This window comes from Streptomyces antnestii (genome assembly GCF_004005495.1).
Classification (GTDB): domain Bacteria; phylum Actinomycetota; class Actinomycetes; order Streptomycetales; family Streptomycetaceae; genus Streptomyces; species Streptomyces antnestii.
The window spans coordinates 424,067-443,141 of record NZ_RZYA01000005.1; the positions used below are offsets into that span (position 1 = coordinate 424,067).

A 19,075-nucleotide genomic window follows, 5' to 3' on the forward strand; every position below is an offset into this window, starting at 1 on the left:
CGACATGTCCGAACTCCCCGCTCTGCCCGTCACTTTCCGGCCGTCCCGCACCCGGGCGATTCTGTTCGCGCTCGGTGCGGTCATGTTCGTGACGGTCTCCGTCGTCCCGTTCGTGCTCGGTCTGCGGACGAGCGAATGCCTCAGCTTCGTGTTCACCGGGGCGGTCCTGTTCGGCGGGCTCGCCCTGCTCGCCCGGCCCAGGATCGTCGCGGACGAGACCGGTGTCACCGTGGTCAACATCGCCCGCAGCCGCCGCCTGGCCTGGGCGGAGATCGTCCAGGTCACCCTGCGGCCCGGCGACCCCTGGGTGTTCCTCAACCTCAGCGACGGCACGAGCCTGGCCGCCATGGGCATCCAGCCCGGCATGGCCAAGGAGAGCGCCCTCACCGACGCGCGTGCCCTGCGCGCCCTCGCCGAGGCCCGTTCCACGGCCTCCGGGCAACTTCAGGGCTGACTCAGGGGCGCACGCCCTGACGCTTCGACCCCTGTCTTGATTAATCTGGTGGCGGAGCGCGCGCACCTCGCCGCCCCGCCCCCGACCAAGGGCCCGCCCGGGCCCGGGGGTTTCCTGCTACCCGAGGAGTGACTCCCTCCGGCGATGGACGGTTCGTCCTGCAGTACCTGCGCCGCCCCCTCCCGACATAGCGCGACCGGATCGCGCGATGTGTGCGCGGAGGCGGCGGCATGACCATCCCCTTGTTGCTCCTCGGAGCGGCATTCCTGCTGATTCTGGCCAACGGATTCTTCGTGGCCGCCGAGTTCGGCCTCGTCACCGTCGAGCGCGCCGACGCCGAGAAGGCCGCGGCCGACGGCGACCGGCGGGCCCGTACGGTCGTGAGCGCCCTCAAGGAGCTGTCCTTCCAGCTCTCCGGCACCCAGCTGGGCATCACCATCACCTCGCTGGTCGTCGGCATGCTCGCCGAGCCGGCGCTCGCGACCCTGCTCGCGGGGCCCCTCACCGCCGTCGGCATGCCGGAAGGCGCCGTCGGAGGTGTCTCGGTCGTCATCGGCATGCTCCTGGCCTCGGCCGTGCAGATGGTGATCGGCGAGCTCGTGCCGAAGAACTGGGCGGTGTCCAAGCCGCTCCAGGTCGCACGGTTCGTCGCCGGCCCGCAGCACGTGTTCTCGCGCCTCTTCCGGCCCGTGATCGCCCTGCTCAACACCGTGGCCAACCGCGCCGTACGGGCCCTCGGCGTCGAGCCCGCCGACGAGCTGGCCTCGGCCCGCACCCCCGGCGAACTCGTCTCCCTGGCGCGGCACTCCGCGCAGGCGGGCACCCTGGAGCAGGACACGGCGGACCTCTTCGTCCGCACCCTGTCACTCGGCGAGCTCACCGCCCAGCACGTCATGACCCCGCGCGTGAAGGTCAGCGCGCTCCAGTCATCGGCGACCGCCGAGGACGTCGTCAACCTCACGCGCGCCACCGGCCTCTCGCGCTTCCCGGTCTACCGGGAGCGGATCGACGAGATAGTCGGCATGGTGCACCTCAAGGACGCCCTCGCGGTGCCCGCGCACGAGCGGCTGCGCACCCCCGTGAGCCGCATCGCCCAGGCCCCGCTGCTCGTCCCGGAGACGCTGCCCGTGCAGCCCCTCCTGGAGCGCCTGCGCAGCGAGCAGCCCATAGCCGTCGTCGTCGACGAGTACGGCGGCACGGCCGGGGTCGTCACCCTGGAGGACATCGTCGAGGAACTCGTCGGCGAGGTCCGCGACGAGCACGACCGACTCGACCTGCCCGAGCTGGCGGCCGCCCCGTCCGAGGACGGCCGGCCCGCGTGGGACGCCGACGGCAGCTGCCGCGTCGACATCCTGCGGCGCATAGGCCTCGACGTACCGGAAGGCCCGTACGAGACCGTCGCCGGGCTCGTCGCCGACCTGCTCGGCCGGATCCCGGCCCCCGGTGACCGGGCCGAACTCCCGGGCTGGCGCCTCGCGGTGCGCCAGGTCGACCACTACCGCGCCGAGCGGGTCCGGATCGTACGGACCGCGGACGTCGCCCCGCTCGCGGAGGCCGCCCGGTGAGCGCCCTCCAACTTCTCTTCGCCCTCCTGCTCGTACTGGCCAACGGCTTCTTCGTGGGCGCCGAGTTCGCCCTCGTCTCCGTGCGCCGCAGCCAGATCGAGCCCCTGGAGACCAAGCGGGCCCGCCAGGTCCTGTACGGCCTGGAGCACCTGCCGCAGATGATGGCGGCGGCCCAGTTCGGCATCACCGTGTGCTCCCTGACGCTCGGCGCGGTCGCCGAGCCGACGGTCGCCCACCTGCTCGAGCCGGTCTTCGAGGCGATGCGCCTGCCCGAGGGAATGATCCACCCCCTCGGTTACGTGATCGCGCTCGCCTTCGTCGTGTCCCTGCACCTCGTCATCGGCGAGATGGTCCCCAAGAACCTCGCGATGGCCGCCCCGGAGAAGACCGCGCTCTGGTTCAGCCCGGGCCTCGTCGCCTTCGCCCGGCTGTGCCGGCCGGTCACCGTCGCCCTCGGCGCCTGTGCCCGGCTCGTCCTCAAGCTGTTCGGGGTCGAGCCGAAGGACGAGGTCGAGGCGGTCTTCACGAGCGTGCAGCTCGGCCGGCTCGTCGAGGACTCGGGCCAGGCGGGCCTGCTCGAACCCGAGGCGCAGGAACGCCTGGAGGACGCGCTGGAACTGGGCTCGCGCCCGGTCACCGACGTCCTGCTCGACCGGGCGTCCCTGGTCACGGTCGGCCCCTCGGTCACCCCGGGCCAGGTCATCGAGCTCACCGGCCGCACGGGCTTCTCCCGCTTTCCGGTCTGCGCCGATGGCGGCGCCTTCATGGGCTACCTGCACGTGAAGGACGTCCTCGACCTGATCGACTCCGCGGACCACGACCGTGCGGTGCCGCAGCAGGTCTGGCGGCCCATGACGACGCTGCGCGCCGAACTCCCGCTCGACGACGCCCTGACGGTGATGCGCCGCGCCGCGACGCACCTCGCGCAGGTCGCCGACGCCACGGGCCGTGTCCTCGGCCTCGTCGCCCTGGAGGACGTACTGGAGATGCTGGTGGGCGAGGTCCGGGACCCCGCGCACCGGGAGGCTCCGGCGACCGCGACGCGGCTCGCGGAGCCGCGGGCCGAGGCACCGGAAGGGGCACTGGCGAGCTGATCCGGACATGAGGCCGAAGGGGCGGGTCCCGCACGGGGCCCGCCCCCTAGGGGGTGTCTGACAATTCCCCGCGGCGTCCGGCACGCACGCTCGTGGCGTTGCCGAAACGTCCGAGTAGCTCCTCCCCCACTCTCGGCTTCGCTCGAGCGGGGGCCCCATCTAGGACGCTCCGGCGCCTTGCGATCGCACGCACCGGACGCCGCTCCTTGCTCCACGGGGAATTGTCAGACACCCCCTAGCCATGTCACAGCGCCGACGGGTCCTGAGGTCCGCGTCCGGAAAGGACCTCGCCGTACGCCTGCATCAGGTCGGGCAGCCGCAGCGTCGCCAGGTCGTCCCGCGTCGGCGTGCTCGCGTATCCCGTGAGCCGCAGATCGCGGTACGCGCACGACTTCTCGTACAGCGTGCGAAGGAAGCGGCCGTTGCCGAGTTCGTCGATCCAGCCCTGGTCGACGACGTGCCCGCTGATGGAGCGCAGCTCGTCGAGCGCCTCCTCGTCCCACACGTCACCGTTCTCGGCGGCCAGGACCTCGCCGATCGCGGTGAGTTCGAGCGGCCGGTACGAGGGGAAGTCGACCCGGGTCGTGAAGCGCGAGGACAGGCCGGGGTTCGCGGCGAGGAGGCGGTCCATGCCCTCCGGGTAGCCCGCGAGGATCACCACGAGATGGTCGCGGTTGTCCTCGGCGCGCTTGAGGAGGACCTGCAGCGCCTCGTCGCCGTACGCGTCACCCTTGCCGTAACCCGAGTTCGACAGGGCGTACGCCTCGTCGACGAACAGGACGCCGCCGATCGCCGAGTCGATCAGCTCGTTCGCCTTCACGGCCGTCTGGCCCAGGTACTCGCCGACCAGGTCGGCCCGCTGCGCCTCCACGAGGTGGTCGCCGCCGAGCAGCCCGAGCGCGTAGAAGACGCGCCCCAGGATGCGGGCCACCGTGGTCTTCCCGGTGCCGGACGGGCCCGAGAAGACGAAGTGCCGCTTGGGCGGCTGCACGGGCAGGCCCTCCCCGGTGCGCAGGCGCGCCATGTTCAGCTGCGCCGACAGCGCCTTCACCTGGCGCTTGACGGGTTCGAGCCCGACCATCCGCTCCAGCTCGGCAAGGGCCTCCTCCAGCAGTCCGGGGTCGGCGGGTCCGGCCGGCATCTGCGCCGCCCTCGGCACCGCCGCCTTCTCGCGGACCGCGTCCGTGTCGGCGGAGACCGAGCCGGGCGGCGGCAGATCGGGCTCGCTCACCTTCAGGTCCCGGCCGTCGCCCTCGTACAGCGGGTCCACCGACTCGGAGCCGTCGAGGACGTCCTGGCCGAGCCCGGTCAGGCTGAGGGGCGTCAGGTCCGTGACGTCGCCGAAGTCGCCGTAGCCGTCGCCCTCGGCGATCGCCGCGAGGCGGGCCGAGGTGTCCATGAAGGCGGGGTCCACCCGGTGCACCGCCCGGTACAGGGGGAGCGCGGCGGCGGACCGGCCGGTGCCCTCGTGCGCGCGGGCCAGCCAGTACCGCAGCTCCTTGCGCTGGGGCTGCTCACTGCGGCAGCGCATCAGCGCGGCGGACAGCAGCGGCTCGGCCTGCCCGTACATCTCCAGGCGGACCCGGGCCATGCCGCCGAAGAGCCCGGCCTCGATGCCGAGGAGCCCGTCGTCGATCAGCGGGTCCGTGTGCCGGACCAGCTGATCCCAGTCCTTGACCAGGTAGGACCGGCAGGCGTGCAGGAACCGCACCTGCGGGTCGGCGTCCACGGGCGGCAGCGTCGCCAACGCCCGGTCCAGGTCCGGGACATGACGCCCGTCGAGCCAGTGCGACGCGTGCGCGAGCAGCAGGTCGCGCGGCCGTTCCAGGACGGGCTGCACCCACCAGCCGAGCCAGTACCAGGAGTTCAGGGTGCGCCGGTGGCGGGTGCGCTGCTCGCCGAACCGGTCGCGGTGCCGGAACATGCGCAGCAGCGCGGTCGTCGTGTCGATGCGTAATGCGTGCAGCCCGAGCCAGCCGTCGGCCATGCCGGGATCCATCCGGACCGCGGCCCGGAACTCCTCCTCGGCCTGCGGATAGGCGCCCATGGTGTACGCGTCCACCCCACGTACCCAGGCGAGGTCGGCCGGGCCGGGCGAGCCCTGTGTGCCGAAGTCCATCACGTCCCCCACAAACCGTGCCCCCGTGGTGCGCCGCCGGGCCGGTGCCCGTCGGCTCCGTCGCCGAACCGATGTGCTGTGGACGGGAGTTGTCACGATGCGGACAGCCAGCCGTCCGTAGGCCGCACCGAAAGGCATCGTACCTGCGGAGGTGTCGTCGGCCGAGGGCGCCGCAGGCCCGGATCCGGGGCGGAGGGCGCGGGGGAGGAGGGGCCGGATCGTGACCGAGGGTGAACGAATCGCGGCTCACCGCACCCCCGGAAACGCCAGGAGGGCAGAACGAAGCCCCCGATCACGGGGGAACAACCGGGGGCTTCGCGTCTGCCGGCGGCGCTGTATGGCCGCACATTCAGAACGTAAGTCCTGTACGGCCCCTCGGTCAAGCCGAGTTGAGGCACTCCCGGGATCTGGCGGAGGGTGCTCCGGAAGGGGTCAGCGCGCTGCCGACGGGCCCTCACGGTGCGTGACGGAACGGGCCCGGCGGGCGGTCCCGGGAGGCATCTGACGTACCTCGTATCCCTCCTGACACACGCGCACCAATGTGTCGGCGAAGGGCCTCGAAGGGTCGTGGGCGAAGTGTTCGTGCTCCGCGCGGACCCAGCCGTCCCAGAAGTCGCTCTGTGCCGGTCCGTCCCGCCGGCGTCCCCGTTCCCAGGACACCTCCCGGGGTGTGTCCATCCACAACAGTCGCGCCAGGAACGGCCGCAGGGCGCGCCGGCCCGCGCCCACGCCCTCCATCAGGACGACGGGTGCGGGCTCCAGGGCACGCGGGGCGCCGAACCGGCGGACGTTCCAGTCGTACGGCGCGTAGCGGGCGCTCTCGCCCCGGGTGAACGGATCGATGACCTGCTCGCGCAGCCGCGCCGTCCAGTCGAAGAGGGCGTCGTGGCTGGCGAGATCGTCGAGGTGCAGCACGGGCGCGTGGCCCAGCGCCTCGGCGAGCCGGGCGGCGAAGGTCGACTTGCCGGAGCCCGCGTGCCCGTCGACGCCGACGAGCCGGACCGGGCCGCACGAGGGCGGCAGCGCGCGCAGGGTCTCGGCGAGCTGGGGGAGCGGCAGGTGCTGGAAGGTCATCGCCCGCAAGGGTACGGGAGGCCCCCGACCGGTTTCGCGCGCGCCGCCGCAGGTCATGCCAGTGGTACAGGCCAATATTGGTAGCCACGACAGGCCCGGAAACGCTGGTGGAAGTCAGCGGGTACCGGCCATAGTTGGCCCACTGTCGTGCACCGCACCCGCCCCATTACGGATATCTCGTCGACTGGGGGAGCCCCGTCCATGACCCGACCCGAACCTCTGTCCCGTAGAACCCTGCTCGGCGCCGCCGCGGCTTCCGCGGGCGTCGCGGCGCTCGCCACGACGGCGGGCCCCGCCGCCGCGGCCACCGGGAACGTCCCCGCAGCAGCCACCGCCGCACCACCCGCCACCGGCACCCCGGCCTCCGCCGAGGCGGCCCCCCGCCTCGTGGACAACCACGCCTGGACCACGTACACCGACTGGCGCTCCGGGACCGCGGCCGGCACCCGCGCCGTCGCCGGGGCCCGCCCCGGACTCACGCTCGCGACCCCCGAGGGCCGGACCGACTACAAGGATCCGCACACGGGGAAGACCGCCACCTGGGAGTACGGCCGCTGGACGTCGCCGGCCCACCCCCTGTCGGTGCCCGCCACCGAGGTCATCGCCTCTTGGAACGCCCGCACCCCGGCCGGCACCTGGATCCAGATTGAGCTCCAGGGCACCTACTCCGACGGCGCGGCGACGCCCTGGTACGTGATGGGCCGCTGGGCCGCCGGCGACCAGGACATCCGGCGGACCTCCGTCGACGGCCAGTCGGACGGCAGGTCGAGCATCTGGACGGACACGTTCTCCATCGACGACGCGGCCTCCGGCCTGCGCCTCGTCTCCTACCGGCTGCGGCTGACCCTGTACCGCGCCCCGGGCTCCGAGGCGTCGCCCCTCGTGTGGCGGCTCGGCGCGATGGGCTCCGACATCCCGGACCGCTTCTCCGTACCGGCCTCCACTCCCGGGCTCGCCCGGGAACTGACCGTCCCGCGCTACTCGCAGAACATCCACGCGGGCCAGTACCCGGAGTACGACAACGGCGGCGAGGCCTGGTGCAGTCCCACCTCCTCGCAGATGATCATCGAGTACTGGGGCCGCGAACCCTCCGCGGACGACCTGTCCTGGGTGAACCCGGCCTACGCCGACCCACAGGTCTGCCACGCGGCCCGCTTCACGTACGACTACCAGTACGAGGGCTGCGGCAACTGGCCCTTCAACGCCGCGTACGCGGCGACGTACAAGGATCTCCAGGGAGTCGTGACGCGGCTCGGCTCGCTCACCGACCTGGAGACGCTGATCGCTGCCGGAATCCCGGCCATAACGTCGCAGTCGTTCCTGAAGCAGGAGCTGACGGGCGCCGGATACGGAACCTCCGGACACCTCATGACGGTGATCGGCTTCACCGCGGACGGCGACGTGATCGCCAATGACCCGGCGTCGCCGAGCGACCCGGCCGTGCGCCGCGTCTACAAGCGGTCCGAGTGGGAGACCATCTGGCTCCGCACCAAGCGGTACAACGCCACCGGCAAGGTCGTCTCCGGTACCGGCGGTGTCTGCTACCTGTACTTCCCGGCCCACCCGACCCCGAAGCAGCGCCGCGCGCTGGAGGCGGTCGGCGTCCGCTGAGAAACCTGCCGGACCCGTGGCCCCTCCCGGTACGTCCGGGAGGGGCCACAGGTCTGAGTCGGGACGCTGGAAGGACTAGACCAGTGGGGGCAATGGTGCGGACCGATGCGCTTCGCGTCGAGGGGCGTCCGACGGCTCCCGGCCGCCCGGTGGGCGTCTTTTCGGTATCTTTGAAGTGAGCGGTCGTTAACTGGTGACTGGTCGCCGTCGAACGGGCATACTCAACGGGCCGCAGCCGCTGGTCAGCGCCCTCCGAGACCCGGAGTGCGTCCTCGGTGGCGGCTCGATATCCGGCGACGCCGCACCACCCCGCGCGCGACCCGCCCCAGCGCCCGACAGGGAGGAGAGCGTCGATATGCCCGACCGCGCCCCGCAGCCGGTGGACCGTCAACTGCCCACGGACGAGGCCCGGGACCTGTTCTCGCTCGTACGTGAGCTCGTGCAGCGCGAGATCGCTCCGAGCGCGGCCGAGGAGGAGGACGCCGGACGCTTCCCGCGCGAGACGTTCTCGCTGCTCTCCGAGTCGGGCCTGCTCGGTCTGCCCTACGACTCCGACTTCGGCGGCGGCGACCAGCCGTACGAGGTCTACCTCCAGGTCCTGGAGGAGCTCGCCGCCGCGCGGCTCACCGTCGGCCTCGGCGTCAGCGTCCACTCGCTGGCCTGCCACGCGCTGGCCAACTTCGGCACCAAGGAGCAGCGGGCCGAGCATCTGCCCGCCATGCTCGGCGGCGGCCTGCTCGGCGCGTACTGCCTGTCGGAGCCCTCCTCCGGGTCGGACGCCGCGTCCCTGCGGACCAAGGCCGTCCGGGACGCCGGCGGGGACTGGGCGATCACCGGCACGAAGGCCTGGATCACGCACGGCGGCGTCGCCGACTTCTACACCGTCCTGGCGCGCAGCGGCGGCGAGGGAGCGCGTGGCATCACCGCGTTCCTGGTCCCGGGCGACGCCGAGGGGCTGAGCGCGGCGACGCCCGAGAAGAAGATGGGCATGAAGGGTTCACCCACCGCCCAGGTCCACTTCGACGGCGTGCGCGTGAGCGACGCGCACCGCATCGGCGACGAGGGGCAGGGCTTCGCGATCGCCCTGTCCGCCCTCGACTCGGGGCGCCTCGGCATCGCCGCCTGCGCGATCGGCGTGGCCCAGGCCGCCCTCGACGAGGCCGTCGCGTACGCGCGCGGGCGCGAGCAGTTCGGGCGGCCCATCGCCGACTTCCAGGGGCTGCGCTTCATGCTCGCCGACATGGCCACACAGGTCGAGGCCGGCCGCGCGCTCTATCTGACGGCGGCGCGCCTGCGCGACGCGGGCCGGCCCTTCTCCAAGCAGGCCGCCATGGCCAAGCTGATGTGCACGGACGCCGCGATGAAGGTCACCACGGACGCCGTCCAGGTGCTCGGCGGGTACGGGTACACGGCCGACTTCCCGGTCGAGCGCTTCATGCGGGAGGCCAAGGTGCTCCAGATCGTGGAGGGCACCAATCAGATCCAGCGCATGGTCATCGCCCGGCACCTCGCCGGTCCGGAAAGCCGCTGAACCGGCCGCCCGAGCCCGGGGGCGCCACGAGCCGGGCCCACTCCGGGTCGGGGCGCCCCGGCACCGCCTTGCCTCTGTCGGCCCAGTGGCCGATCAGGGCGCGGTAGATCGGCGGGTCCTGGAGATGTGCGGGGCGCTCCGGGGGCGGCGGCGGGGGAACCGATTCTGCGGCGACGGGTACCAGGATGCGGCGGCGACGGCCGGTGCCGGCCTGCGTGAGGGTCATGCCCGGGCCAACGCGTCCGCGCCGAGCCGGTCACCCTTCCTGGCATCCGGGCGTGAGTTCTAGCCATCGCCGCATCCGGTTCCGCGCACGCATCTGGCCCCCGGCATTGGATCTGACGTACCGTCAATTCCTTCGCCGCCGGGGGCCGCACCCCTCCGGGCGACGTCAACCGCCGTACGCCCAGGGAGGAAACGCGTGGCCGACGAACGCCCCGTCGCACTCGACGAATACCCGGTCCACCAGGTCCCTCTGTCCATGAAGCACGTCGCGACCAGCGACCGTAACGCCTACGACCGGTGCATCTTCCACCTCGTCGACCCCACCGGCGAGTTCCTGCTCATCCTCGGCCTCGGTGTGTACCCGAACCTGGGCGTCATCGACGCGTACGCGACCCTGCGCGTCGGCGACACCCTCCACGCGGTCCGCGCCTCCGACGCCCTGAGCGACGACACCCGCATGGAACTCGCCGTCGGACCGCTCAGGATCCATGTCGAACGCCCCCTCAAGGACTTCATCCTCACCTGTCGGGCCGACCCGGACGACGCCGACGGACTCTCGTACGAGATCAACTGGTCGGCCGACTTCCCCGCGCTCTGGGAGCCCCACCACACCCAGCGCCGCGGTGGCCGGCTCACGCTGGAGGGCCGGCGTTTCGTGCAGGCCGGGCGCTGCGACGGCCGGCTCTGGATCGGCGGACGCGAGATCTCCGTCGACGGCTGGACCGGCACCCGCGACCGCAGCTGGGGCGTGCGGCCGGTCCCCGGCGAGGAGGGCGGCCGGCTCGCCGAGGAGCACCGGACCGAGGGCTTCCACTGGATCTGGTCACCGGTCCGCTTCGACGACCGCTTCCTCATGGTGATCCTCCAGGAGGACGCCGACGGCTACCGCACCCTCAACGACGCCACCCTCGTCCGGGACGGCCGCCCCGACCTCCAACTCGGCTGGCCCCAGGCCGACATCGCCTACCGGCCCGGCACCCGCCACCCCGAGAGCGCCGTCATCCACCTCACCGACCCGCTCTCCCGCAAGCCCCTCGAACTCGGCGTCGAGATCCTCGCCTCCTCACCCCTCGCCGTCGGCGCCGGCTATCCGCCCGCGGACGACTGGCAGCACGGCACCTGGCGCGGCCGCGACTGGAGCGACCGCCGCAGCTACGACCTCTCCGACCCCGCCGCCCACCCCCTGGCCGCCTACGGAGTCATCGACCACGCGGCCCGCTTCACCCTCGACGGCCAGGTCGGCCACGGCATCTTCGAGCACGGCAGCTTCGGCCGGCACGACCCGAGCGGCTTCACGGGTTACGACTCCGTGGCGCCCTGAATTCCCCCGGAGCCCTGAAAGGAGCCTGCGATGGCGACAGCACCCCGACCGCGCACCAGCACCCGCGATCCCGAGGAGGTGGCCCGCAGGCTCACCGCGTGGCTGGCCGTCCGCCTGCCGGGCGCCAAGGCGGTGAACGTGACCGTCCCCGCCTCCAACGGCATGTCCAGCGAGACCCTGCTCTTCGACATCGAACACCCCGAACCCCCGGTCAGGGCCTGCGCGTTGAGGCTCGCTGCCGACCCGTCCGCCTACACGATCTTCCCCGTCTACGACATGACGCGGCAGTACCGCACGATGCGGCTCGCCGCCGAGCGGACCGGGCTTCCGGTGCCCCGGGTGCTGTGGCTGGAGGAGGATCCGGGGCCGCTGGGCGCGCCGTTCTTCGTGATGGAGCGCGTCGAGGGCCGCGTACCGCCGGACGTCATGCCTTACACGTACGAGGGCAACTGGCTGCACGCCGCGACCGATGCGGAACGCGCACGCCTGGAGGACGCCACCGTGCGCCTCATCGCGCGGCTGCACGACGGGGTGCCGGCCGCCGAGGCCCCGTTCCTGGCCACGCCGGGCCAGGGCAGCGCCCTGCGCCGCCACGTGGAGGCCCAACGCGCCTACTACGCCTGGGTGGTGGACGGTCTGCCGCCCTCACCGCTCATCGAGAGCGCCTTCGACCGGCTCGCCGAACTCTGGCCCGCGGACGAGGGCGAACCCGTCCTCAACTGGGGCGACGCCCGTATCGGGAACATCATCTACGACGGCTTCGAACCGGCCGCCGTCCTCGACTGGGAGATGGCGGCCCTCGCCCCGCGCGAGGTCGACCTCGGCTGGACCGTGTACCTGCACCGCTTCTTCCAGGACCTGACCGAGAGCTTCGGCCAGCCCGGCCTGCCGGACTTCCTGCGCCGCGAGCACATCGAGCGCCGCTACGCCGAACTCACCGGCCACACACCGCGCGACATGGAGTTCCACACCCTGTACGCCGCCCTGCGCCACGCCGTCGTGATGCTGCGCGTCGCCTACCGGCAGGCGTACTTCGGGGAGGTGGCCGTGCCCGAGGACCCGGACACACTGATCCTGCACCACGCCAGTCTGCGGGCCATGGTGCAGGGCAGTTACTGGAATTGACGCGGCGTCAGGCGGCCGTGCGGCGCACCTGCTCGGGCACGCGCAGCGGACGGGAGCCGGGGCCGCCCACGTGCGAGAAGGGCTGCATCCGCCAGTCGAGCCCCTGAGGGAGCGTCAACAGGAGGGCGGTGTCCTGCTCCTGAGCGTCCGTCGAATCGTCCACGGACCGGGCGTCGGCCGCCGCGCGTCCCGTGCCGGAGCAGACCGTGAGACCGAACGGGTTCCACGGCGAGGCGCACAGTGCGTGCTCCGGCAGTACGTCCTCGTCCGCGAGCAGCGCGATCGGCTGCGCGCAGTCCGGGCAGAACACCCGGTACATCTCGAAGGTGTCGTACGCGTCGAAGGCGTCGGCGCCCTCGTCATCGGAGTGTGCCGGTTCGACGCCCTCCGGCTCGGGCTCGACCACCGGCTGCTGCCGGCTGCGGGCAGGACGACCGGGACGCTTCACATTCTGCATGGGATTCTCCCCCTCGGGTGGGCCGACAAGGCGCTGCGGCCTCGACCACAGCAAGCACTTCCCGTCCCGTCGTGGGGGTAATCGTGGCACGCGCGAGGACACGGTTCGACAGGTGTGGTCTTCGTCACATATCGATTGCCGATGTTCGCCGGGCGGTAGGCGTCATCGCTCTTCACGGCCCTTCCGGGTATCCGTAGGGATCAAGCGCACTGTAGGTTCTGCGCCATGGAGGAGCTCGACCGACAGATCGTGCAGCTGCTCGTCAAGGACGGGCGGATGAGCTACACCGACCTGGGCAAGGCCACGGGCCTGTCCACGTCAGCGGTGCACCAGCGCGTGCGCCGCCTCGAACAGCGCGGCGTCATCCGCGGCTACGCCGCGGTCGTCGACCCCGAGGCGGTCGGCCTGTCGCTCACCGCCTTCATCTCGGTGAAACCGTTCGACCCGAGCGCCCCCGACGACATCGCGGAACGCCTCGCGGGCGTCCCCGAGATCGAGGCCTGCCACAGCGTCGCCGGCGACGAGAACTACATCCTCAAGGTCCGCGTGGAGACCCCGCACGAGCTGGAGAACCTGCTCGCCCGGGTGCGCTCCCTCGCCGGCGTCTCCACCCGCACGACCGTGGTCCTCTCCACCCCGTACGAGGCACGGCCGCCCCGCGTCTGACCGGGCCGGGCCCCCGGGTGCGTCCCGGGGGCACGAAGGCGGGAAACTGTCCCCATGAGTACGACCCCCACCTCGCCCGCCCCGTCCGCGGCCCGCACCACCCTGCTCCGCGGCGGCGACGTCCACAGCCCCGCCGACCCCTTCGCCACGGCCATGGTCGTCGAGCGGGGGCACGTCGCCTGGGTCGGCTCCGAAGGCGCGGCCGACGCGTTCGCCGACGGGGTCGACGAGGTCGTCGACCTCGAGGGCGCCCTCGTCACTCCCGCGTTCACCGACGCCCACGTCCACACCACGTCGACCGGGCTCGCCCTCACCGGCCTCGATCTCTCGGCGGCCCGCACCCGGGGCGAGGCGCTCGCCCTCGTCCGCGCCCACGCCGCCGCCCGCCCCACGGACCGGATCCTCCTCGGCCACGGCTGGGACGCCGCCCGATGGCCGGACGGACTGCCCCTCACCCGCGCCGAACTCGACGAGGCCGCGGCCGGACGCCCCCTCTACCTCTCCCGTATCGACGTCCACTCGGCCGCCGTCACCACGGCGCTCCTCGACCTCGTACCCGGCATCGCCGACCGCCCCGGATTCGCCCCCGACGGACCGCTGACCCGCGACGCCCACCACGCCGTCCGCGCCGCCGCCCACGCCGCCGTCACCCCGCACCAGCGCGCCGAGGCCCAGCGCGCGGCCCTGCGGCACGCGGCCTCCCTCGGGATCGGCTCCGTGCACGAGTGCGGCGGCCCCGACATCTCCTCCGAGGACGACTTCACCGGCCTGCTGCGCCTCGCCGCCGACGAGGCCGGGCCCCGGGTCGTCGGCTACTGGGCCGACCGGGACGTCGAACGCGCCCGCGCGCTCGGCGCCGCCGGAGCCGGAGGCGACCTCTTCGTGGACGGCGCCCTCGGCTCCCACACGGCCTGCCTGCTCGAGCCGTACGCCGACGCCGGGCACACCGGCACCTCCTACCTGGACGCCCACGCCGTCGCCGCCCACGTCGTCGCCTGCACCGAGGCGGGGCTCCAGGCGGGCTTCCACGCCATCGGGGACGCCGCCGTGACCGCCGTGGTGGACGGTGTCCGCGCCGCCGTCGACAAGGTCGGCCTCGCCCGCGTCCGGGCCGCCCGGCACCGCGTCGAGCACGCCGAGATGCTGTCGCCCGAAACCATCGCCTCCTTCGCCGAGTTCGGCCTCACCGCTTCCGTGCAGCCCGCGTTCGACGCGCTGTGGGGAGGCGAGGACGGCATGTACGCGGACCGCCTCGGCGCCGAACGGGCCCGCGCCCTCAACCCGTTCGCCGCCCTCCTGCGCGCGGGCGTCCCGCTGGCCTTCGGCTCCGACGCCCCCGTCACCCCGCTCGACCCGTGGGGCACGGTCCGCGCCGCCGCCTTCCACCGCACGCCCGAGCACCGGGTGTCGGTGCGGGCCGCGTTCACCGCGCACACCCGCGGGGGCTGGCGCGCCGTCGGCCGGGACGACGCGGGCATCCTGGTCCCGGGCGCTCCGGCTGACTATGCCGTGTGGCGCACCGAGGAACTCGTCGTCCAGGCCCCGGACGACCGGGTGGCGCGCTGGTCGACCGACCCGCGCTCCGGGACGCCCGGCCTGCCCGACCTCACGCCCGGCGCCCAACTCCCGCTCTGCCTGCGCACGGTGGTCGCCGGGCGGACGGTGTACGTAGGGCCGGACGAGTGATGTAGCCGGCCCGCTACCGCCGGTCGCGGCCGCGCGCGGGCTCGTGCGACCTGCGGATCCTCCTCGCTGACCAGGCAGTTTCCCCAATCTCCGCAGGTGGAGAGGGTGTTGACAGCTGGGCGCGGTCGGCGGGTAGGTTCGGCGGGTCCACCACAGGACGTCCGACCGGGGAACCTCCGCGCAGACGATGAACGCCGCTGGGTCATGGGGTGGTGTGCCGCACCGGCGCACCACCACTGGGAGCCAGGCCCAGCACCCGCGCCATGGGGCGCTGGAACGTTCCGGCCGGACGGGGGTCCCTCCCTGCTCCTCGGGAGCACGGGGGAAGGTGCGACCCGGGTGGGGCCCGGACGCTCAGTAGACAACGGCTTTCGGTAGACCCGCAGCCAGCGGGTCCCAGGTCGGCCCGAAGGGCGCCGGGCCCCGATCCCGCACTCCCGCGCAGGGCGCCTCACCCTCGCCGAGAAGCGGCATGGCTATGGTGGTCCCCTCGTACTGGAGTCTTAAGGGGAAGCTGTGAAAGACGGCGGTGGGCGGCAGTTCGGCCCTCTCGGCACGGCGCTGGTGATCATCCCGACCTACAACGAGGCGGAGAACATCAAGTCGATCGTCGCCCGGGTGCGCGCGTCCGTGCCCGAGGCGCACGTCCTCGTCGCCGACGACAACAGCCCCGACGGCACCGGAAAGCTCGCCGACGAGCTCGCCGCCGCCGACGACCAGGTACGGGTCCTGCACCGGCAGGGCAAGGAGGGTCTCGGCGCGGCCTATCTCGCCGGGTTCCGCTGGGGCCTCGAACATGGCTACGGCGTCCTCGTGGAGATGGACGCCGACGGTTCCCACCAGCCCGAGGAACTGCCCCGGCTGCTGACCGCGCTGAAGGGCGCCGACCTGGTGCTCGGCTCGCGCTGGGTGCCGGGCGGACGGGTCGTCAACTGGCCCAGGTCGCGCGAGTTCCTCTCCCGCGGCGGCAGCACGTACTCACGCCTCCTGCTCGACGTGCCGATCCGGGACGTCACCGGCGGCTTCCGCGCCTTCCGCCGCGAGACCCTCGAAGGCCTCGGGCTCGCCGACGTGTCGTCGCAGGGCTACTGCTTCCAGGTCGACCTCGCGCGCCGCGCGGTCAAGGCCGGCTGTCACGTCGTCGAGGTGCCCATCACCTTCGTCGAGCGCGAACTCGGTGACTCCAAGATGAGCCGTGACATCGTCGTCGAGGCGCTGTGGCGGGTCACCGCGTGGGGCGTCGGGGAGCGCGTGGGGCGTGTGATCGGCCGCAAGCGGCGCTGAACCCGCCCCCGCGTCGATCTTGATCCCCCTCTTACGCCACTCGCGCGGGCGCCCAGGCACACTGGGGGCATGACCACAGGCACACCGCCCCCTTCGCGTCCCGTCACGGCCCCGCGTTCCCGGGTGCGCCGGTTCCTGCCGCTCGGCGTCGCCGCGTGGCTGGTCCTGGAGATCTGGCTGCTGACCATGGTGGCGGGCGCGGCCGGCGGCCTCACCGTCTTCCTGCTCCTGGTCGCCGGGCTCGTGTGCGGCGCCGTCGTGATCAAGCGCGCCGGGCGCCGGGCCTTCAAGAACCTGAGCGAGACGCTGCAACGGCAACAGCAACAGCAGCAGAACGGCGCGGTCCCGGCCGACGGGCAGCGCCCCGGCGGCAACGGTCTGCTGATGCTGGCGGGCCTGCTCCTGATGATCCCCGGCCTGGTCTCCGACGTCCTGGGTCTCGTTCTGCTCGTGCCGCCCGTCCGCAAGGCGGTCGGCCGCTACACGGAGCGCACCATCGAGCGGAAGATGCAGTCGGCCGCCCCCGGCACCTTCGGTGACGCCTTCCAGCAGGCGCGCATGCACCGGCCCGACGGCACGGTCATCCAGGGCGAGGTGATCAAGAACGGTGAGCGGTCGTCACAGCGCCCGGACGCGGGCCCGCGCCCGCCGATCACTCCCTGAGTCCGCGCGGCCCTCAGAAGCCCACTGAGCGTTTCCGGGAGCCGAGCGTTTCCGGGGGCCGAGGGTTTCCGGGCGTGCTGGACGTACATGCGAAAAGCCGTGGGCCGGACACACGTGACGTGTGTCCGGCCCACGGCTTCTGTCAGTCGCGGTCCCGCTGCTCCCGGGGGATCAGGCGGACTTGCGGCTGTCGCGCGGATGCACCGCGATGTTCATGGCGCCCGAACGGAGAACGGCCAGCCGCTCCTCGAGGACCTCTTCGAGCTCCTCGCGGGTACGCCGCTCCATCAGCATGTCCCAATGTGTGCGCGCCGGCTTGGCCTTCTTCTCCTCAGGGCCGTCGCCGTCCACGAGAAGCGCCTGGGCCCCGCAGACCTTGCACTCCCACTCCGGCGGAATCTCCGCCTCCACCGAGAAGGGCATCTCAAAGCGATGTCCCTTCTCGCATGCGTACTCCACGGCCTGGCGCGGGGCCAGGTCGATGCCGCGGTCCGTCTCGTAGCTTGTCACCACGAGGCGCGTGCCGCGAAGAGCTCGCTCACTCATGAATCGTGCCTCCCGGGCTTGTCGCCCACAGGACAGGTGTCGCTGTCGTCGTCATCCGGTCAACGTCCGGTCGGCGGTAAAGATTCCCGTGTCGGGTCATGCGTCGCCGTCGTAGCCGCCCCTTGTTGTACCCACCGGCGCCCGGTTTGTCACATCTGCCAGCAGATGTCACCCAGGGTTTCGCGTTATTGACGTGCAGTAACGGTACGCCTGGCAGGCCAAACGCGTACACTACCGGCCTTTGGCCCCAGGTGCTAAATCCGGGCCGGTACGGGATTGCCCGCGTCGCGCACCGCCTGCCTCACCGGAACCCGGGCGAGCAGGACGAAGCCGACCGCGAAGAACACCACCAGGGACACGATGGCCGCCCGATAACTGCCGGTCAGCTGGTACGCCAGGCCGAAAACGAGCGGGCCGAGCCAGCTCATCCCCCGGTCGCTCATCTCGTACGCGGAGTAGTACTCGGCCTCCTTGCCGGCCGGTACGAGATGGGAGAAGAGGGAGCGCGAGAGCGCCTGCGTGCCGCCGAGGACGAGCCCGATCCCTGCCGCCAGCACGAAGAACCACACCGGCGCCCCCGACGGCAGGAAGTAACCGGCCCCGATCGTCACGGTCCACGCGATCAGCGAGCCCAGAATCGTGTTCCTGGCGCCGTACGTACGGGCGAGGCGGCCCATCGCGAGCGCCCCCGCCACGGCCAGGACCTGGACGAGGAGCACCGCGACGATCAGCGTCGACTGGCCGAGGCCCAGCTCCTCGGAGCCGTACACAGAGGCCTGGGAGATCACCGTCTGGATGCCGTCGTTGTAGACCAGATAGGCGAGCAGGAAGGAGAGCGTCAGCGGGCGGCGGCGCATGTCGCGCAGCGTCACGGCCAGCTGGCGCCAGCCGGGCACGGCCGCCACCTCGCCGGGGGCGGGCGCCGTACGCCGGTCCCGCAGCCGCCGCAGCGGTACGAGGGTGAACGCGCCCCACCACACGCCCGCGGACGCCAGACAGATCCGCACCGCCGTCGACTCGGACACCCCGAACGAGTCGTGGCCGGAGTACAGGACGAGGTTCGCCACGAGGACGAGCGCCCCGGACGCGTAGCCGAAGGCCCAGCCGCGCGAGGAGACGGCGTCGCGCTCCTCCGGGGTGGCGATCTGCGGCAGGTAGGAGTTGTAGAGCACCATCGACACGGCGAGCGAGGCGTTGGCGACGACGAGCAGGGCGCCGCCGAGGAGATAGCGGTCGCCGTCGAGGAAGAACATCCCGGCGGTCGCCGCCGCCCCCAGATACGCGGCGACGGCGAGCAGCGGCTTCTTGCGCCCCGACCGGTCCGCCGCCGCCCCGGCGAGCGGCATCACCAGGATCGAGACGATCACCGACAGGGAGACGGTGTACGCGAAGAACGCGCCCGCCCTGACCGGTATCCCCAGCGGATGCACGAAGCCGTCCGCGTCGGCCGCCGACTTGGCGACCGCCGTCAGATAGGGCCCCAGGAACACGGTGAGGACGCTCGTCGAGTAGACGGAGCACGCCCAGTCGTAGAAGTACCAGCCGCGCTGCTCCCGCCGCCGCGCCGCCTCGTCGGCCGCCGTGTCCGCCCGCACGGTGTCGATGCCCACCCGCGCCCCCTCGATGTCCCCGTGATCCCCGTGGCCGGACGCGG

The 19,075-nt window shown here is 72.4% G+C and carries 17 protein-coding genes; 11 read left to right on the plus strand and 6 right to left on the minus strand.

From position 1 onward, the window contains the following. Positions 1 to 4 precede the first annotated feature (4 nt). From EOT10_RS14445 to EOT10_RS14455, 3 genes are all read left to right on the plus strand, one after another. Positions 5 to 454: a PH domain-containing protein gene (locus EOT10_RS14445; RefSeq protein ID WP_127828566.1), complete on the plus strand. Its 450-nt coding sequence runs from the start codon at positions 5 to 7 to the stop codon at positions 452 to 454. Positions 455 to 684: 230 nt separating this feature from the next. After that, positions 685 to 2,019, plus strand: coding sequence for a hemolysin family protein (locus EOT10_RS14450; RefSeq protein ID WP_127828567.1), 1,335 nt, complete (start codon positions 685 to 687; stop codon positions 2,017 to 2,019). Next, positions 2,016 to 3,113 carry a hemolysin family protein gene (locus tag EOT10_RS14455; protein WP_127828568.1) on the plus strand — a complete coding sequence of 366 codons (1,098 nt, stop codon included), beginning with the start codon at positions 2,016 to 2,018 and terminating at the stop codon, positions 3,111 to 3,113. The genes EOT10_RS14450 and EOT10_RS14455 overlap by 4 nt, the downstream gene beginning before the upstream one ends. A gap of 244 nt (positions 3,114 to 3,357) precedes the next feature. Here the strand turns inward: EOT10_RS14455 and EOT10_RS14460 are convergent, their stop codons facing one another. Further along, positions 3,358 to 5,232, minus strand: a complete 1,875-nt coding sequence (locus EOT10_RS14460) for an AAA family ATPase (RefSeq protein ID WP_127828569.1) — start codon at positions 5,230 to 5,232, stop codon at positions 3,358 to 3,360. Between the two features lie 432 nt (positions 5,233 to 5,664). Then, the gene (locus EOT10_RS14465) at positions 5,665 to 6,306 is read right to left on the minus strand and encodes a uridine kinase family protein (RefSeq protein WP_127828570.1); all 642 of its coding nucleotides are present in this window, start codon (positions 6,304 to 6,306) and stop codon (positions 5,665 to 5,667) included. Between the two features lie 201 nt (positions 6,307 to 6,507). Here EOT10_RS14465 and EOT10_RS14470 point away from each other — a divergent pair, with 201 nt between their 5' ends. After that, positions 6,508 to 7,917, plus strand: coding sequence for a C39 family peptidase (locus EOT10_RS14470; protein WP_127828571.1), 1,410 nt, complete (start codon positions 6,508 to 6,510; stop codon positions 7,915 to 7,917). 355 nt (positions 7,918 to 8,272) lie between these two features. Continuing rightward, complete coding sequence (locus tag EOT10_RS14475) at positions 8,273 to 9,448, plus strand: acyl-CoA dehydrogenase family protein (protein WP_127828572.1); 1,176 nt, start codon at positions 8,273 to 8,275, stop codon at positions 9,446 to 9,448. Here EOT10_RS14475 and EOT10_RS14480 read toward each other — a convergent pair. Continuing rightward, the gene (locus EOT10_RS14480) at positions 9,411 to 9,674 is read right to left on the minus strand and encodes a hypothetical protein (protein WP_127828573.1); all 264 of its coding nucleotides are present in this window, start codon (positions 9,672 to 9,674) and stop codon (positions 9,411 to 9,413) included. The two genes, EOT10_RS14475 and EOT10_RS14480, sit on opposite strands and share 38 nt — an antisense overlap. Before the next feature lie 195 nt (positions 9,675 to 9,869). On the opposite strand from EOT10_RS14480, the gene EOT10_RS14485 reads away from it, so the two are divergent. Together EOT10_RS14485 and EOT10_RS14490 are read left to right on the plus strand one after the other, a co-directional pair. Further along, positions 9,870 to 10,994: an Rv3169 family protein gene (locus EOT10_RS14485; protein ID WP_127828574.1), complete on the plus strand. Its 1,125-nt coding sequence runs from the start codon at positions 9,870 to 9,872 to the stop codon at positions 10,992 to 10,994. A 30-nt stretch (positions 10,995 to 11,024) separates the two neighbouring features. Further along, positions 11,025 to 12,119: a phosphotransferase family protein gene (locus EOT10_RS14490; protein WP_127828575.1), complete on the plus strand. Its 1,095-nt coding sequence runs from the start codon at positions 11,025 to 11,027 to the stop codon at positions 12,117 to 12,119. Positions 12,120 to 12,126: 7 nt separating this feature from the next. Here EOT10_RS14490 and EOT10_RS14495 read toward each other — a convergent pair whose 3' ends face one another. Continuing rightward, complete coding sequence (locus EOT10_RS14495) at positions 12,127 to 12,576, minus strand: hypothetical protein (protein ID WP_127828576.1); 450 nt, start codon at positions 12,574 to 12,576, stop codon at positions 12,127 to 12,129. A 225-nt stretch (positions 12,577 to 12,801) separates the two neighbouring features. On the opposite strand from EOT10_RS14495, the gene EOT10_RS14500 reads away from it, so the two are divergent. The 4 genes from EOT10_RS14500 to fxsA all read left to right on the plus strand — a co-directional run bounded on the left by EOT10_RS14500 (position 12,802) and on the right by fxsA (position 16,875). After that, positions 12,802 to 13,242, plus strand: coding sequence for an Lrp/AsnC family transcriptional regulator (locus EOT10_RS14500; protein WP_127828577.1), 441 nt, complete (start codon positions 12,802 to 12,804; stop codon positions 13,240 to 13,242). A gap of 54 nt (positions 13,243 to 13,296) precedes the next feature. Further along, positions 13,297 to 14,928 carry an amidohydrolase gene (locus tag EOT10_RS14505; protein ID WP_127828578.1) on the plus strand — a complete coding sequence of 544 codons (1,632 nt, stop codon included), beginning with the start codon at positions 13,297 to 13,299 and terminating at the stop codon, positions 14,926 to 14,928. Between the two features lie 516 nt (positions 14,929 to 15,444). After that, entirely contained in the window at positions 15,445 to 16,212 is a 768-nt protein-coding gene (locus EOT10_RS14510) for a polyprenol monophosphomannose synthase (protein ID WP_127828579.1), read from the plus strand. A gap of 69 nt (positions 16,213 to 16,281) precedes the next feature. Beyond that, positions 16,282 to 16,875, plus strand: coding sequence for an FxsA family membrane protein (fxsA, locus tag EOT10_RS14515; RefSeq protein ID WP_127828580.1), 594 nt, complete (start codon positions 16,282 to 16,284; stop codon positions 16,873 to 16,875). Between the two features lie 171 nt (positions 16,876 to 17,046). On the opposite strand, the gene EOT10_RS14520 is transcribed toward fxsA, so the two are convergent. Continuing rightward, the gene (locus EOT10_RS14520; RefSeq protein WP_003977404.1) at positions 17,047 to 17,421 is read right to left on the minus strand and encodes an RNA polymerase-binding protein RbpA; all 375 of its coding nucleotides are present in this window, start codon (positions 17,419 to 17,421) and stop codon (positions 17,047 to 17,049) included. 254 nt (positions 17,422 to 17,675) lie between these two features. Further along, positions 17,676 to 19,031, minus strand: a complete 1,356-nt coding sequence (locus EOT10_RS14525) for an MFS transporter (RefSeq protein ID WP_127828581.1) — start codon at positions 19,029 to 19,031, stop codon at positions 17,676 to 17,678. Positions 19,032 to 19,075: the final 44 nt, after the last annotated feature.

Excerpts from the sequence above, each read along its gene's own strand:
- EOT10_RS14445 (WP_127828566.1), top strand. The coding sequence starts at position 5 with ATGTCCGAACTCCCCGCTCTGCCCGTCACTTTCCGGCCGTCCCGCACC.
- EOT10_RS14450 (WP_127828567.1), top strand. The coding sequence starts at position 685 with ATGACCATCCCCTTGTTGCTCCTCGGAGCGGCATTCCTGCTGATTCTG.
- EOT10_RS14460 (WP_127828569.1), bottom strand. The coding sequence starts at position 5,232 with ATGGACTTCGGCACACAGGGCTCGCCCGGCCCGGCCGACCTCGCCTGG.
- EOT10_RS14465 (WP_127828570.1), bottom strand. The coding sequence starts at position 6,306 with ATGACCTTCCAGCACCTGCCGCTCCCCCAGCTCGCCGAGACCCTGCGC.
- EOT10_RS14470 (WP_127828571.1), top strand. The coding sequence starts at position 6,508 with ATGACCCGACCCGAACCTCTGTCCCGTAGAACCCTGCTCGGCGCCGCC.
- EOT10_RS14475 (WP_127828572.1), top strand. The coding sequence starts at position 8,273 with ATGCCCGACCGCGCCCCGCAGCCGGTGGACCGTCAACTGCCCACGGAC.
- EOT10_RS14480 (WP_127828573.1), bottom strand. The coding sequence starts at position 9,674 with ATGACCCTCACGCAGGCCGGCACCGGCCGTCGCCGCCGCATCCTGGTA.
- EOT10_RS14490 (WP_127828575.1), top strand. The coding sequence starts at position 11,025 with ATGGCGACAGCACCCCGACCGCGCACCAGCACCCGCGATCCCGAGGAG.
- EOT10_RS14495 (WP_127828576.1), bottom strand. The coding sequence starts at position 12,576 with ATGCAGAATGTGAAGCGTCCCGGTCGTCCTGCCCGCAGCCGGCAGCAG.
- EOT10_RS14500 (WP_127828577.1), top strand. The coding sequence starts at position 12,802 with ATGGAGGAGCTCGACCGACAGATCGTGCAGCTGCTCGTCAAGGACGGG.
- EOT10_RS14505 (WP_127828578.1), top strand. The coding sequence starts at position 13,297 with ATGAGTACGACCCCCACCTCGCCCGCCCCGTCCGCGGCCCGCACCACC.
- fxsA (WP_127828580.1), top strand. The coding sequence starts at position 16,282 with ATGACCACAGGCACACCGCCCCCTTCGCGTCCCGTCACGGCCCCGCGT.
- EOT10_RS14520 (WP_003977404.1), bottom strand. The coding sequence starts at position 17,421 with ATGAGTGAGCGAGCTCTTCGCGGCACGCGCCTCGTGGTGACAAGCTAC.